Raw genomic sequence first — 16,830 nt, 5'->3', positions numbered from 1 at the left:
CTACACACCAGCATATATTTAGAATAATAAACTTTTACAACAATACGAATATATTAATTCAAAATATAAATCACTAAAAAATGATTTGACAGCAAAATTTTTATCCGTAATATGGACAGCGTTTTACAGAATTTTTTTACAGGATTATCTTTTTATGTACCAAGCTGTGTATTTATCTCTCAACCTCCTGCTCTCACATTCTTTGTGCGGCTAAGTTGTGGATAAAAAACACCTTTATGTAAAAAATCTATTATCAACCCGTACTTTTAAGATTGCGGGTTTTTTCGTTTTAAAATCACGGTAAAAATGACCGCACTTTGAGTGATAAAAGAAGGAAAATACTATGACAGATCGCGTTATTATTTTTGATACCACCTTGCGTGATGGCGAACAAGCGTTAAAAGCAAGCTTAACCGTTAAAGAGAAATTACAGATTGCTTTAGCACTTGAACGTCTAGGCGTGGATGTGATGGAAGTCGGTTTCCCTGTTTCTTCTCAAGGTGATTTTGAATCTGTTCAAACTATTGCACGCCATATCAAAAATAGTCGTGTTGCGGCACTTTCCCGTGCGGTAATTAAAGATATTGATGCTGCAGCTGAAGCCTTAAAAGTGGCAGAAGCGTTTCGTATCCATACATTTATTGCAGTTTCAGCATTACACGTTGAAGCCAAATTAAAACGTACCTTTGATGATGTCGTTGAAATGGCTGTAGCCGCAGTAAAACATGCACGTAATTATACTGACGATGTAGAATTTTCTTGCGAAGATGCGGGCCGTACAGGTATCGACAATATTTGTCGTATTGTTGAAGCGGCAATTAATGCAGGTGCAACAACTGTAAATATTCCTGATACTGTTGGTTTCTGCTTACCTAATCAATTCGGCAATATTATTGCTGAAGTACGTAACCGCGTACCAAATATCGATAAAGCTGTGATTTCCGTACATTGCCACAATGACTTAGGTATGGCAACCGCTAACTCCTTAACTGCTGTACAAAATGGTGCACGCCAAATTGAATGTACCATTAATGGCATTGGCGAACGTGCGGGTAACACTTCACTTGAAGAAGTGGTGATGGCAATGAAAGTGCGTCAAGAATTCATGGGTGTGGATACACGTATCAACACACAAGAAATTCATCGTGTAAGCCAAATGGTGAGCCAACTTTGTAATATGCCAATCCAACCGAATAAAGCGATTGTAGGTTCGAATGCTTTCGCACATTCATCCGGTATTCACCAAGATGGTATGTTAAAAAACCAAAATACCTACGAAATCATGTCACCAGAAACTATTGGCTTGAAGAAAGAGAAATTGAACTTAACTGCACGTTCTGGTCGCGCAGCCGTGAAAGGTCATATGGCAGATATGGGTTACACCGAGCAAGATTACGATTTGGATAAATTGTACGAATCTTTCTTGAAATTGGCAGACAAAAAAGGCCAAGTGTTTGATTATGACTTGGAAGCATTAGCGTTTATCGACATGCAACAAGGTGATGAAGATCGTTTAGTATTAGATAAACTTTCTGCACACTCCACTAAAGAATATCCAGCAACTGCATTTGTTCAAGTGGAATTGGATGGCAATAAATTAAGTACCTCCTCTATCGGTGGTAATGGTCCGGTTGATGCGGTTTACAATGCTATCTTGGACTTAACTGGCTTAGAAATCAAAATGTCTCACTATAATTTAACCGCGAAAGGCGAAGGTGCTGAAGCGTTAGGTCAGGTGGATATCGTGGTTGAACATGAAGGCCGTAAATTCCATGGTGTTGGTTTGGCTACTGACATTGTTGAATCATCAGCCCTTGCCTTAGTTCACGCGATCAACGCGATTTATCGCGCGCATAAGGTAGCAGATATTAAAAATCATAAACATCATTAACCCAATCCCCCTCTTTAGCAAAGAGGGGTTAGGGGAGATTTGGCAGAAGTAACATAAACCTCAGCAGTGAATTTTATATCATTAAAATCTCCCCCCAGCCCCTCTTTACAAAAGAGGGGAGAAAATTAACCGCACTTTGGTGTGAAAGAAATAGGAAAAATAATATGCAATCATACAACATCGCTGTTCTACCGGGAGACGGTATCGGTCCGGAAGTCATGGCTGAAGCCATTAAAGTATTAAACAAAGTCCAAGAAAAATTTGGTTTTAAACTTAACTTCAATGAATTTTATGTAGGTGGTGCCGCAATTGATAATTGTGGTTGCCCATTACCAGCAGAAACCTTAAAAGGTTGTGATGAGGCTGATGCGATTTTGTTTGGTTCTGTAGGTGGCCCTAAATGGACAAATTTACCACCAGATCAACAACCGGAACGCGGTGCATTATTACCATTGCGTAAACATTTCAAATTATTTTGCAATCTTCGTCCTGCTACCCTTTATAAAGGTTTAGAAAAATTCTGTCCATTACGTGCAGATATTGCAGCGAAAGGATTTGATATGGTGGTTGTGCGTGAATTAACAGGCGGGATTTATTTCGGTCAGCCTAAAGGCCGTGAAGGTGAAGGTGCACAAACCAAAGCATTCGATACTGAAGTTTATTACAAATATGAAATCGAACGCATTGCACGTGCGGCTTTTGATGCGGCAATGAAACGTCGTAAACATGTGACTTCTGTGGATAAAGCGAACGTATTACAAGCGTCAATCTTATGGCGTGAAACTGTGACAGAAGTGGCGAAAGATTACCCTGAAGTCACCTTAGATCACATTTATATCGACAACGCGACCATGCAATTAATCAAAGCGCCTGAATCTTTCGATGTACTCCTCTGCTCTAACATTTTCGGAGATATTATTTCTGATGAAGCGGCGATGATCACTGGCTCTATGGGGATGTTACCATCTGCTAGCTTAAATGAAGAAGGTTTCGGCTTATATGAGCCTGCTGGCGGTTCTGCACCAGATATCGCAGGCAAAGGCATTGCTAACCCAATCGCACAAATTCTTTCTGCGGCGATGATGTTGCGTTATAGCTTCAACTTAAACGAAGCAGCGGATGTCATTGAAAATGCCGTACAAAAAGTCTTAGCAAGTGGTCACCGTACGGGAGATTTAGCCGATGATTCTGCACCTGTTTCAACTGCAGAAATGGGTACGTTAATCGCTAACGCAATCTAATAAAAAACAATTAAAGTGCAGTTTAAAAACACCCTAAAATTTGACCGCACTTGCTACTCTAACGAATTGAGAAAAATTATGGCAAAAACTCTTTACGAAAAATTATTCGATGCCCACGTGGTATACGAAGCTGAAGGCGAAACGCCGATTTTATATATTAACCGTCATTTAATCCATGAAGTGACCAGTCCACAAGCCTTTGACGGTTTACGTGTTGCGGGCCGACAAGTGCGCCAAGTAAGCAAAACTTTCGGCACCATGGATCACAGTATTTCTACTCAAGTACGTGATGTGAACAAACTTGAAGGCCAAGCGAAAATTCAAGTATTGGAGCTCGCAAAAAACACAAAAGCGACCGGTATTCAATTGTTCGATATGACCACAAAAGAACAAGGTATCGTGCATGTGATGGGGCCTGAACAAGGCTTAACCTTACCGGGCATGACTATTGTTTGTGGTGACTCCCATACCGCCACTCACGGTGCATTCGGCGCTTTGGCATTTGGTATTGGTACATCTGAAGTAGAACACGTATTAGCCACACAAACCTTAAAACAAGCTCGTGCAAAAAATATGAAAATTGAAGTGCGTGGCAAAGTAGCACCAGGCATTACCGCAAAAGATATTATTCTTGCCATCATCGGTAAAACAACCATGGCGGGCGGTACAGGCCATGTGGTGGAATTCTGTGGCGAAGCGATTCGTGACCTTTCCATGGAAGGCCGTATGACCGTTTGTAATATGGCGATTGAAATGGGCGCCAAAGCAGGCTTAATCGCACCAGATGAAACCACTTTCGAATACTTAAAAGGGCGTCCACATGCACCGAAAGGTAAAGATTGGGATGATGCCGTTGCTTATTGGAAAACCTTAAAATCCGATGATGATGCGAAATTTGATACGGTCATCACGTTAGAAGCCAAAGATATTGCACCACAGGTAACTTGGGGAACAAACCCAGGCCAAGTAATCGGTATCGATCAGCCAGTGCCAAATCCAGCAGAAATGACCGATCCGGTAACTCGTGCTTCAGCAGAAAAAGCGTTGAATTATATCGGTTTAGAACCGAATACCGATTTAAAAGACATTCCGGTAGATCAAGTCTTTATCGGTTCTTGTACTAATGCTCGTATCGAAGATTTACGTGCGGCAGCGGCTGTCATGAAAGGCCGCAAAAAAGCCGATAACGTAAAGCGTATTTTAGTCGTGCCGGGTTCCGGATTAGTGAAAGAACAAGCAGAAAAAGAAGGCTTGGATAAAATCTTTATCGAAGCGGGTGCTGAATGGCGTAATCCGGGCTGTTCCATGTGTTTAGGGATGAACGATGACCGTTTAGGTGAATGGGAACGCTGCGCGTCCACTTCAAACCGTAACTTTGAAGGTCGCCAAGGCCGTAATGGTCGCACTCACTTGGTGAGCCCTGCCATGGCTGCCGCAGCGGGAATGTTCGGTAAATTCGTTGATATTCGTGACGTAACATTAAACTAAGGAGCAGAAAATGGCAGGATTTAAACAACTTTCAGGCTTAGTAGTGCCATTGGATGCAGCAAACGTGGATACGGATGCGATTATTCCAAAACAATTTTTACAAGCCATTACCCGCGTAGGTTTCGGCAAACACTTATTCCATGAATGGCGTTATTTGGATGTAGAAGGCACCAAGCCAAATCCAGATTTCGTATTGAATTATCCACAATATCAAGGTGCGACCATTTTATTAGCACGTAAAAACCTTGGTTGCGGTTCTTCTCGTGAACATGCGCCTTGGGCATTAGCCGATTACGGTTTCAAAGTGATGATCGCACCAAGTTTTGCGGATATTTTCTACAACAACAGCTTAAATAACCACATGTTACCGATTCGTTTAAGCGAAGAAGAAGTAGAAGAAATCTTCCAATGGGTGTGGGCAAATGAAGGCAAACAAATCCATGTAGATTTGGAAGCGATGACCGTCACTGTAGGTGACAAAGTCTATCACTTTGAACTGGATGAATTCCGCCGTCATTGTTTATTAAACGGCTTGGATAACATCGGTTTGACGTTACAACATGAAGATGCCATCAGTGAATACGAAAAAAATATTCCGGCATTTTTACGTTAATCTGTTTTTTTACTCGGACAGCAAATATTGCTAACCATTCGGCGGACAATTTGTCCGCCTTTCTTTTTGAAAACATTCCATTTTTTTACCGCACTTTTTCCCCTTTTATTTGACAGTATCCATGCTTATCCCTATTATTCCGACCAATATTGATTGATTTTAAAAAGAGCTGTCTATGTCACATAATCAAACCGAATTACTGAAAAAATCCCTCGCTGAACGCATCCTCATTTTAGATGGCGCGATGGGGACGATGATCCAAAAATATAAACTCACCGAGACTGATTTTAGAGGCGAGCGTTTTAAAGAAAGTGCGGTTGATTTACGTGGCAATAATGACTTGCTCACCTTAACCCAACCGCTGCTAATTTCTGCGATTCATGAGAAATACTTACAAGCGGGCGCCGATATTATTGAAACCAATACTTTCAGTTCTACCACCATTGCGCAAGCGGATTATGATTTACAGTCTATTGCCTACGAACTGAATTTTGCAGGCGCAAAGCTAGCGCGTTTGGCCGCTGATAAATACAGCACGCCAGAAAAACCTCGCTTTGTCGCCGGTGTATTAGGGCCAACCAACCGTACAGCCTCTATTTCTCCTGATGTAAACGACCCGGGTTTCCGTAATGTGACGTTTATGGAATTGGTCGATGCCTATGCTGAAGCGACCAAAGGCTTAATTGAAGGTGGTGCTGATTTAATCATGATCGAAACCATTTTCGACACATTAAACGCAAAAGCCGCCATTTTCGCTATTGAAACCGTATTTGAAGAATTAGGTGTGGAATTGCCGATTATGATTTCCGGCACCATTACCGATGCTTCCGGCCGTACCCTTTCAGGGCAAACTACCGAAGCATTCTACAACTCGCTTCGTCACGCTAAACCACTGACTTTCGGTTTGAACTGTGCGTTAGGCCCGAAAGAACTTCGCCAGTATGTTGAACAACTGTCTAAAATCAGCGAAACCTATGTGTCTGTTCACCCAAATGCGGGCTTACCAAATGCCTTTGGTGGCTATGATTTAGGTGCAGAAGAGATGGCGGCACACCTTAAGGAATGGGCTGAAAGTGGCTTTGTGAACATTGTCGGTGGTTGTTGCGGTACAACGCCAGAACATATCAAAGCCTTTGCGGATGCGATGCAAGGTATTGCGCCACGTAAATTGCCTGAAATTAAAACTGCGATGCGTTTATCTGGCTTAGAGCCACTCAATATTGATGATGAAAGCCTATTTGTTAACGTGGGCGAACGTAATAACGTGACAGGTTCGGCGAAATTCAAACGCTTAATTAAAGAAGACAAATTTGCCGAAGCCATTGAAATTGCCATCGACCAAGTGGAAAACGGTGCGCAAGTGATCGACGTCAATATGGATGAAGCCTTGCTCGACGGCAAAAAATGCATGACCCGTTTCCTCAATATTATGGCGACCGAGCCGGATGCCGCCAAAGTGCCAGTGATGATCGACTCGTCTAAATGGGAAGTGATTGAGGCAGGTTTGCAGTCGGTACAAGGTAAACCGATTGTGAACTCTATTTCGTTGAAAGAAGGCGAAGAAATCTTTATCGACCACGCTAAATTAGTACGTAAATATGGTGCAGCTGTGGTGGTGATGGCGTTTGATGAAGTGGGACAAGCCGATACCGAAGATCGCAAAGTTGAAATTTGTAGCCGTGCTTATGACATTTTAGTGAACCAAGTCGGCTTCCCACCAGAAGACATTATTTTCGACCCGAATATTTTTGCCATCGGTACGGGGATTGAAGAACACAACAACTACGGCGTGGATTTCATCAACGCTACAGGCCGTATTAAACGCGCGCTACCGCATGCGAAAATCTCGGGCGGGGTGTCGAATGTCTCTTTCTCATTCCGTGGTAACAACGTGATGCGTGAAGCCATTCACGCGGTCTTCCTCTATCACGCCATCAAGCAAGGCATGGATATGGGGATTGTGAATGCGGGGCAGCTCGCAATTTATGACGATCTCGATCCTGAATTGCGTGAAATCGTGGAAGATGCGGTATTAAACCGCAGCCCTGATGCCACCGAAAAACTACTCGATATTGCAGAAAAATATCGTAACCAAGGCAACGATGAAAGTGCGGTCGATTCTGTCGCAGAATGGCGCACTTGGCCAGTGGAAGAACGTTTAAAACACGCCCTTGTGAAAGGGATTACCACTTACATTGTGGAAGATACGGAAGAAGCCCGCCAAACCTTACCAAGCCCATTAGATGTAATTGAAGGCCCGTTGATGGCAGGCATGGACGTAGTCGGCGATTTATTCGGTGACGGTAAAATGTTCCTGCCACAAGTAGTGAAATCTGCGCGCGTAATGAAACAATCTGTGGCGTACTTAGAGCCGTTTATCAACGCCACCAAACAAAAAGGCTCAAGCAATGGTAAAGTGGTGATTGCGACCGTAAAAGGTGACGTGCACGATATTGGTAAAAACATCGTGAGCGTGGTGATGCAATGTAATAACTTTGAAGTGATTGACTTAGGCGTGATGGTGCCTGCGGACAAAATCATTCAAACCGCCATTGATGAAAAAGCGGACATCATCGCATTAAGTGGTTTAATTACCCCTTCTTTAGATGAAATGGAATACTTCTTAGGCGAAATGACTCGCTTAGGTTTGAATCTACCTGTGATGATTGGTGGTGCGACCACTTCTAAAGAACATACGGCGATTAAACTTTATCCAAAATATAAAGAACACGGCGTATTTTATACCTCAAATGCCTCTCGTGCGGTGACAGTGTGTGCGACATTAATGAACCCTGAAAGCCGTGCGGCATTGTGGGAACAATTCAAGAAAGATTACGAGAAAATTCAGCAATCGTTCTCTAACCGTAAACCACTTCGTAAACAACTGAGCATTGAAGAAGCACGTGCAAACCGCTTTGATGGCTTTAATGGCGAATGGGCAGATTACGTGCCGCCAAAACCAAACCAAACCGGTATTGTGGAATTTAAAAACGTACCGATTGCCACATTACGTAAATTTATCGACTGGTCTCCATTCTTCCGCATTTGGGGCTTAATGGGCGGCTACCCTGACGCCTTTGATTATCCAGAAGGTGGTGAAGAAGCACGTAAAGTATGGAATGATGCGCAAGTGGTTTTAGATGAATTAGAGCAAAACCATAAACTCAACCCAAGCGGTATTTTAGGCATTTTCCCTGCGGAACGTGTGGGCGATGATGTGGTGCTTTTCTCAGATGAAGAACGCACACAACAAATTGGCACCGCTTACGGCTTACGCCAACAAACCGAACGGGGCAAAAACAGCAAAAGTCCGTTTAACTTTGCCTTAAGCGACTTTATTGCCGATCGCGAAAGCGGCAAAAAAGACTGGATGGGGATGTTCGCCGTCTGTGCGGGTATTGAAGAAATGGAATTAGTGGAAGGCTATAAAGCCGCAGGTGATGACTACAACGCCATCTTGCTACAAGCCGTAGGCGACCGCCTCGCCGAAGCCATGGCAGAATACCTGCACTTTGAGCTACGCACCCGCATTTGGGGCTACACGCAAGAAGAATTCGACAACCAAGGCTTAATCAATGAAAACTATGTTGGCATCCGTCCGGCACCGGGCTATCCAAGCTGCCCAGAACATACTGAAAAAGCCTTGATTTGGGATTTATTAGAAGTAGAACAGCGCATTGGCATGAAACTCACCGAAAGCTACGCCATGTGGCCGGCAGCTTCTGTCTGCGGCTGGTACTTCACGCACCCTGCAAGTAACTATTTCACTTTAGGTCGAATCGATGAAGACCAAGCTCAAGATTATGCCAAACGTAAAGGTTGGGATGAGAGAGAGATGATGAAGTGGTTGGGTGTGGCGATGAAGTAATTATATAACATCTTAAATTTAGAAATTTAATCTTATAAGGAACAGACATGAAATTTAGGAACTTACACAAATTCCAAAATCTTGAAAATAGTAAAAATTTTATTTTCTTCTACCAATTACTAGAAGAAATGTTATTTGATTATACATTAGATACTTATAAACCATCTATTCTAAACTTGCATTCTCTAATAGAGGAGGCCTTTGAGGTTATAAATGAAATTGAAAAAGGGAATATAAAATCACCAAATATTATACACGTTCTTGATGAACTGGTAACAAATCTAGAAAAAGATAAAATTGCCAATGAAATGATTAGTATTTCTAGAAAGGAAATAAATAGCATTCTAAAAAAACCTAAAAAAAGAGAAAATCACGGTGTTATAAAAAATACACTTGCAATAGTATATAATCTGGTCAATAAAACTAAATATAAAAAGAATCTTGAATTAGAAATCATAAATTTACTCCAGGAAAAAGAGGAAAGATTTAAAGATATAAGAAGCATAACAAGAAGCTATGTAACATTTTTAATATATAAAGGATACAATCCAAATTATATAAGAAAAGAAGTCCTAGATTTTTTTGAAAACGGAGAAAAATTTAAAGAAGTAAATAATATAAATGAACTTTTTGAAAGATTTAATTTAAAATTTAACACCTATGAAGTCTTTTTTGTGGCCGACAAAACACTTTCTATGTGTATTCTAGAATCCGAAAAAGATGATTCTTTTATTTTTGAACACCAAAAAGAGAATCTACCTACTAAAATATTACAAGATAGAAATTTTATGAAAATAGGTGATAATGAGAAATTTTATTCTATAAAAAAAGAAGACATAGATCCTTTTTCTGTAAGGGAAAATACTGAAAAGACTATTAGTGTATTATCAAACTTAATCAATATCTTTCATCATAAAAAAGATATAAAATGGCAAAATAAATTTATTGTAGTAGATGCAGAAAGTAATCTAATAGTAGTTAATAAACCAGTTAAATCAATGCATAAATGTATAGATCTGCCTGAAAATAAGGCAAGATTTAAACTTCAAGATTTTCTTATGTCATTCCAATTAAGAGGTGAATCATTTAGTAAGTTTATCAATAGTGTGAGATTACATTCCATAGCTATCCACACTGATTCTCATGAAAATCAATTATTAAATTTGTGGGTATCATTAGAATCATTGATCCCTGCGGATACTAAGGAAAATGATGAATCAAATATTGAACATATAGTAGACTCTATTATACCTTTCTTAAATATGCATTATTTAAGAGTATTATTAGATAAGTTATTAAAAGATCTTATTAGATGGAACTTTCATATAACAAAAGGAATATTAAAGAACATTGATGGAGATGATTTTACAGCAAGGCTTATAAATTTATTATCAAATGATAAATACTTAGATAAATTTAATGACCTAATTCAAAAAACAAAGGATTTCTATTTGCTTAATGATAGATTAAACTATTTCAAAGATCTTCTTTCATCAAAGAAAAAAATATGTTTAATGATTAGTAACCATACAGAAAGATTAAAGTGGCAAATAAGAAGAATATATAGAGCAAGAAATATTATTGTACATACAGGTAATACACCAACATATACTTCAATATTAATAGAACATATTCATAGTTACTTAGATATTATTTTATCGACTTTAATCCAATTATCATCAAAAGACAAAATAAATTCGGTAGGACAAGGGTTTCAATATATAAGACTTGTATATAATGATTTTTCAAATTTCTTAGGAATAAAAAATGAAAAGAATGAAAATAAAAAAGAAACCAAACCACAGTCAATAGAAAATGACAAGCCAGAGAGTAAAGAAATCTATAAAATAGTCAAATACTTAAATTAACACCCAAGATAGCGCAAGCGTCCTCGCTTGTGCCTCTCAGCTAAAAGTGCGGTCAAAAAATCCAAAGAATTTTGAATATTGGTTCTACCAACGGTTATGGGTAAAATTCGCAATATTTTTATTAAGCAGCACCAGCGTAGACGCTGGCGCTATCTTCCCTTATTAGCACAATCTGTTGGCGCACGTTCCCCAGCTTTTTCCTAATTTCACTAAAAAACTTCAAAAACTGACCGCACTTTAATTACTTTCTAGGATGAAATACTCAATCAGTAATAATCAACAGAAAAGGACCTGTAATTCATTTTCTATTTCTTTAATAAAAAAAGATAGTTTTTTACTCTTTTCTTCATATTTAGATTCTTGATTAGAATCTTTTCTAGATGATAATATCTTATTAGATAATTTATCTACTTCAGACCAATATGCACTAGAAATAAGTTCATCTTCTCTAGTAACTGAAAATGTATAACCAAAGGAATCACCATGCCTCCTAACAGGAAAAATATCTTTTGCTATGACATTCAATTTATTATCATTAGTAGCTAAAAAATGATCTGTTATATAAAAATCATTACCAATCTGTTCTTTTTTATCACAACCAAATGCTATCGCTCTTAGCCAAAAACTATCCATTGCAGCATTTATACAAAATTGTTTACACTTTACAAAGCTTGGTTGTTCTTTTGTAAAATTTTTCCGAATAAATTTTCTTCTTTCTCTAATTGAATCGGGTAGTTGCATTATTTCCTTATCAGTCAAATCCCAAAATGCATATTTTGCAATCTCCAACTCAAATGCAGAGATCATATCTAAATAATCAATTATTCCATGTAAATAATATTCAAACTTCGCTTTAGGAGATTCATTCTTATACTTTTTAAGAATTTTTTGAATAAGTAAGAATGGAAGATAAAACAATCCTATAACTTGCTGACTATTTTCTGCTAAATTACTGAATTCAAATTTCTTCTCTAACTCATCAAAATCTCTATAGATGGCATCAGGAGTATTTCTACTATTCTCCCAAAATTTTTTACAAAATAATTCATAGGAATAATTTGCATTAGATACTTTACTACCTGGCATTTCAATAGTTCCTAAAGATGCTAATAATACATTAGGGCATTCGTTAAGAATTCTATATAAAGGATATAATCCTACTTCATCTACATCATCTAAAGTAGAGTTTTCGGTAAGACTTTCCATCCGTTGAATAGTACAATTATCTAGACTAATTTGAACGCATTCTTTTAATCGCACCTTATTTTTGATATAGGCTATTAAAAGATCTAAATCATCAGTATTTATTTCTGGATGATAAAATTTAACCTCATTTCTTTTCATAAAAATTACTCCTTAGATAAAGCACGCTTTCTAGTATGTTCCCATTTTCCCCAAAAACAATTCAAAACTTACCGCACTTTTACTTCCGAACTGCGTATAACTAATACCATCCCTTGCACAATCTCCAATTTCCTCTATTATACTACCTTTATCATTCACTCTACTCTCAGAACTTTATCGATGAATAAATTTAAATTAGCATTACTGACGGCTGCATTTTAGGTTTATTTTCTCATACAACAACCAAAGAAAAAAATTAAAACTTGTTGATAATATTCTCAAAAATTAACATCTGTTCTAATATTCATATTCTAAAAACAAATAGCAAAACAATTTTGGATTAAGTAAACTAATCCCAAAATCTGACCGCTTGTAAGGAACCCTATGAAAAAAATTATCCCTTTGCTTTGCTTAGCATTAGTGGCTTGTTCTAGTAACAAAACTTCATCTTCCCCTGAGGAAATAACATACATTCCAGAATCTTCAGAACTGCAACATATTAGTAATGATATCGTGTATATTCGAGATATTATCAAAACCCCAGATAACAAAATTTATTTACTTGGTGATACCGAAGATTATGAGTTTTCAGGGGCTGAAATAGAATATCTTCGACCTTTGTTACAACCTGAATACATCACACCGATGTTAAAAAAGGAAGACAAAAATTACGAGCTTAGCATCAGTATTTATGCTGATCGCAGCCATAATAATGTCCAGTTAACATATCTTTTAGGTATGCCAGTTAAGCATGTGAAAACGTTACGCCAAAGTCTTCAGGGGCTAAAACCACGTTGGACTAACTATTACAGCGGCGGTACACATTGTCGTACGGACGATTTCTTCTATCCCGCACCTGCTGATTGCAAAGGAAAAGAACGCCCAACAAAACTCGTATTTGAAATAGATGCCAAAAAAGATAGACTCAATGGGAAAATCGTAAAACTGAGTAACCGAGATGATATTATGAAAAATCCATCTCTTCCTATTGCAATAAGATCGTATGTATATAATTACCGTTTAAAAACAGATAAAGAAAAACGTTCGGAAAAATGGGAGAATACAAAAGAGGCTGTCAAAGACGGGGTTAAAGATACGCTAATGATTATTACTGCACCAATCTGGCTTCCTCTCTATAGCTATGGTTTCAGTCGCAGAATCGGTTAATTAAAATAACTTTATTTTCAATAGCACCAACCAATCTGTTGGTGCTATTTTTTCTTTCATCTCATACCTTCTCGACATTTAGCCATTCCTATAAAAATAAATAGCAAAATAATTTTCTATTCGATAAACTCATTTTTAAAATACAAATACTTATAAGGAATATTATGAAAAAAATTATCTCTTTGCTTTGCTTAGTATTAGCAGCTTGTTCTAGTAACAATACGCCACCTGCTCACGACAAGACAAAGCCCTTTCACCTATATATGACTCACTTGGGAGATGAAAAAATATTGATTCGAAGTATTGTGAAAACACCGGATAATAAAACTTATTTACTGAGTGATAATGAAGATTATGAGTTTTCAGGTATTGATGCTCATTACCTACAACCGTTGTTCCAACCTGAATACATGACAAAACTTTTAAAATCCAATAGAAGGGATGGTGAATTTTATTTAGCGCTTGGTGTTGATGCTGACCGTACTAATAACAAAGTTAAAGTAGATTATATAATGATCGTACCGATTAAATACCTTAATACGCTTCGTCAGAGCCTGAAGGGGTTAGAGCAACGCTGGGAGGTACGCTATGAGCCTGCTTCTAGTTATTGTGTGGCAAATGATTTCTTCCACCAAGAACCTTCTGAATGCAAAGATAATAAGCCTAAAACTCAAATTATTCTTCGTATGAAAGGGAAAGATAATAAGTCAATCATTGATGGGCGTATAGTAAAATTAAATAATCGTGATGAAATTTTGAAAAAATCCTCACTTCCTATGCCAATACCTACATCTCTTAGTAATTATCGTCTAAAAACAGACGAAGAGATTCGATCAGCGAAATGGCATGAAATTAAACGTGAAATTAGAGAATCAACCAAACAGGGAGCAGAAACAGCACTAATCATTATTACTGCACCAATCTGGTTACCTATGGCGATCGGGTGGGAGCCTGGTAGGGGTCCTTCTGGGCGCAAGTAGTTACTTATCATATTTCATTTTCTTTATAATGGCGCACGCTCGCAGCGTGTGCCAAATTTTACTAAAAAACACTTCAAAAACTCACCGCACTTTCCCCTTTGTATATTGCACTATCCCCAATTTCCGCTATTATACTCCCTTTCTCATTCACTCTACTCTCGGAACTTTATCAATGAATAAATTTAAAATAGCATTACTCACGGCTGCATTCGTAGGGTTGTTTGCTTGTACCACAACACAACAACCAAAGAAAACCGTTAAAACACGATACCTTAAAAATAACATTAGCCAAGCGGAATTAAACAATCCAAAAGATTACAAGCGTTATTACTATTCTTGCCGTAATTCAGAAACGGGCTCGAATTCTTATTTAACCACTTACTTCCCGCTTTCAAGAGAAAGCCGCATGAAAGATAACTTTGGAATTTATTTCCAATTAGATGGTGGAAAAGCGGTGCCGTTTGATCATGTGGAAAATCGTACCTTAAATGCACGTGGAAATCGCTTTGAAGTAATTTATCGCTCTTATGAGCCGATTGATGGAAGCCATGTGGATCTGATTGCGCGCGAGCATAATTCGGTGTATTACAAAAACAATCAAGGCATGAGAACAGCTTGGTTAAATTGTCGAGAAGGCTAATTCTCACTGAAAGTGCGGTCATTTTTAGACGCATTTTTCCAAACAAAAAAGCACGAGGTTAAACTCGTGCTTTTTCTTTTTTATATCGATTATGCTTTTGCTTGTGCGCGTTTCACGAAAACGACTGAAAGGGTGAATGCCACCACAAATGAAATCAACATACCAATGCTGTACATCGCAAGGCTATCTGGTTTGATCGATGGAATACCTAAGAAACCTGCTGCACCTAATGCAATGGCTTTTACATTAAAGAATGCGATAAAGGCACTTGCAAGACCTGAACCAATCATCGCCGCAAAGAAAGCTTGACGATAGCGTAAGTTCACCCCGAACATCGCCGGTTCAGTAATCCCTAATAATGCAGAGATACCTGATGGTACCGCTAAACCGCGTACTTTTGGATCTTTTAATGCCACTGCCACACCTAAACAGGCCGCACCTTGTGCGATATTTGACATTGCGGCGATTGGGAAAATAAAGGTACCACCTGTATTTGCCATTTCAGCCAATAATTGTGTTTCAACCGCAATGAAGGTTTGGTGCATACCGGTGATAACGATTGGTGCATAGAATGCCCCGAAGATCGCGCCACCAACGAAACCTAAAGTGTCATATAACCAAGTTAAGCCTGATGCAATTAATGAACCCGCTTCACGACCAATTGGACCAATTACGGTAAATGCTAAGAAGCCCGCAATAAAGAGCGAGAATAATGGGGTAATCAGGTTATCTAAATAAGAAGGTACAAACTTACGGAAGGTTTTTTCTAAGGTTGCTAATACCCAAGCAGAAACTAATGTTGGGATGACTGTACCTTGATAGCCGACTTTTTCAATTTCAAGACTGAATACATTCCAGTATTGGATTTTGCCTTGCGCAAGAGTTAATGCGTAGTTCCAACCGTCTGCTAATGCAGGGTGAACTAATAACATCCCAAGCGCTGCCCCTAAGAACGGGTTACCGCCGAATTTACGGGTTGCAGAGAAACCGAGTAATACCGGTAAGAACACAAACGGTGCATTCGCGATGGTATTAATGAAGTCCACCAAATCCGCTAGACCTGGGTGCATATCAATCACGCTTAATTCATCAACGAAGAAACCTTTCGCTGTAAGCATGGAGTGAATACCCATTAACAAACCGCCTGCTACGATCGCCGGAATGATTGGCACGAAAATATCCGCTAAGCCTTTCACCAAACGTTGCAATAAGTTTTGATTACCTGACGCCGCTTCAGCCACTTCAGCTTTGCTCACATCGCCGATACCAAGCAATTTGGTGAGTTCAGCATGGACTTTATTCACTGTGCCTGAACCAAAGATAATTTGATATTGACCGGCAACAGCAAACTGCCCTTTCACGCCTTCAATGTTATCAATACCTTCTTTGTCCACTTTGCTTTCATCGTTTAACACAATACGTAAACGCGTTGCGCAATGTGCTGCGGTGGCGATGTTGTCTTTACCACCAAGTTTATCAATCACTTGTTGGGCGATTTGAGGGAAGTTCATAATGCTCTCCTAATGGGATTCTAGAAAAAGAAAATCGAGAGATTGTAACCAAAACAGGGGATAATAACTAGCTATTCAAGCAAAATTTTAGGCGAAAAAAAACCGACTTGATTAAGTCGGTTTATAGTTGGTGCTCTGAGCGAGACTTGAACTCGCACGACCTACGGCCACTACCCCCTCAAGATAGCGTGTCTACCAATTCCACCACCAGAGCGTTTA

Annotated in this window: 11 protein-coding genes and 1 tRNA gene; 9 read left to right on the top strand and 3 right to left on the bottom strand. The window is 38.9% G+C overall.

Annotated elements, in window-relative coordinates:
- Nucleotides 1-343: 343 nt before the first annotated feature.
- The 6 genes from leuA (at nt 344) to EL215_RS04900 (ending at nt 10,969) form a co-directional block, all read left to right on the top strand.
- Nucleotides 344-1,891, top strand: coding sequence for a 2-isopropylmalate synthase (gene leuA / locus EL215_RS04925; protein WP_126470582.1), 1,548 nt, complete (start codon nt 344-346; stop codon nt 1,889-1,891).
- A gap of 164 nt (nt 1,892-2,055) precedes the next feature.
- Nucleotides 2,056-3,132, top strand: coding sequence for a 3-isopropylmalate dehydrogenase (leuB, locus tag EL215_RS04920; protein WP_126470580.1), 1,077 nt, complete (start codon nt 2,056-2,058; stop codon nt 3,130-3,132).
- A 78-nt stretch (nt 3,133-3,210) separates the two neighbouring features.
- Nucleotides 3,211-4,620 carry a 3-isopropylmalate dehydratase large subunit gene (gene leuC, locus EL215_RS04915; RefSeq protein WP_126470578.1) on the top strand — a complete coding sequence of 470 codons (1,410 nt, stop codon included), beginning with the start codon at nt 3,211-3,213 and terminating at the stop codon, nt 4,618-4,620.
- Between the two features lie 10 nt (nt 4,621-4,630).
- On the top strand, nt 4,631-5,233 hold the full coding sequence (gene leuD / locus EL215_RS04910; protein ID WP_005696826.1) for a 3-isopropylmalate dehydratase small subunit: 603 nt from the start codon (nt 4,631-4,633) through the stop codon (nt 5,231-5,233).
- 175 nt (nt 5,234-5,408) lie between these two features.
- Nucleotides 5,409-9,101 (top strand): methionine synthase, encoded by a 3,693-nt coding sequence (gene metH / locus EL215_RS04905; protein WP_126470576.1) that lies wholly within the window; start codon nt 5,409-5,411, stop codon nt 9,099-9,101.
- Between the two features lie 47 nt (nt 9,102-9,148).
- Nucleotides 9,149-10,969 carry a hypothetical protein gene (locus EL215_RS04900; RefSeq protein WP_126470574.1) on the top strand — a complete coding sequence of 607 codons (1,821 nt, stop codon included), beginning with the start codon at nt 9,149-9,151 and terminating at the stop codon, nt 10,967-10,969.
- Nucleotides 10,970-11,245: 276 nt separating this feature from the next.
- On the opposite strand, the gene EL215_RS04895 is transcribed toward EL215_RS04900, so the two are convergent.
- The gene (locus EL215_RS04895) at nt 11,246-12,313 is read right to left on the bottom strand and encodes a hypothetical protein (protein ID WP_126470572.1); all 1,068 of its coding nucleotides are present in this window, start codon (nt 12,311-12,313) and stop codon (nt 11,246-11,248) included.
- Between the two features lie 384 nt (nt 12,314-12,697).
- On the opposite strand from EL215_RS04895, the gene EL215_RS04890 reads away from it, so the two are divergent.
- From EL215_RS04890 to EL215_RS04880, 3 genes are all read left to right on the top strand, one after another.
- Nucleotides 12,698-13,480, top strand: coding sequence for a hypothetical protein (locus EL215_RS04890; protein ID WP_126470570.1), 783 nt, complete (start codon nt 12,698-12,700; stop codon nt 13,478-13,480).
- Nucleotides 13,481-13,644: 164 nt separating this feature from the next.
- Nucleotides 13,645-14,460 carry a hypothetical protein gene (locus EL215_RS04885; protein WP_126470568.1) on the top strand — a complete coding sequence of 272 codons (816 nt, stop codon included), beginning with the start codon at nt 13,645-13,647 and terminating at the stop codon, nt 14,458-14,460.
- A gap of 172 nt (nt 14,461-14,632) precedes the next feature.
- Nucleotides 14,633-15,100: a hypothetical protein gene (locus tag EL215_RS04880; RefSeq protein WP_049356256.1), complete on the top strand. Its 468-nt coding sequence runs from the start codon at nt 14,633-14,635 to the stop codon at nt 15,098-15,100.
- Between the two features lie 89 nt (nt 15,101-15,189).
- Here EL215_RS04880 and EL215_RS04875 read toward each other — a convergent pair whose 3' ends face one another.
- Nucleotides 15,190-16,611, bottom strand: coding sequence for a sucrose-specific PTS transporter subunit IIBC (locus EL215_RS04875; protein ID WP_049356254.1), 1,422 nt, complete (start codon nt 16,609-16,611; stop codon nt 15,190-15,192).
- Between the two features lie 128 nt (nt 16,612-16,739).
- Nucleotides 16,740-16,825: transfer RNA gene (locus EL215_RS04870), tRNA-Leu, on the bottom strand.
- Nucleotides 16,826-16,830 lie beyond the last annotated feature (5 nt).

The sequence above is a fragment of the Haemophilus parainfluenzae genome, from assembly GCF_900638025.1.
Taxonomy (GTDB): domain Bacteria; phylum Pseudomonadota; class Gammaproteobacteria; order Enterobacterales; family Pasteurellaceae; genus Haemophilus_D; species Haemophilus_D parainfluenzae_J.
This window is presented reverse-complemented; position numbering and strand designations above follow the sequence as displayed.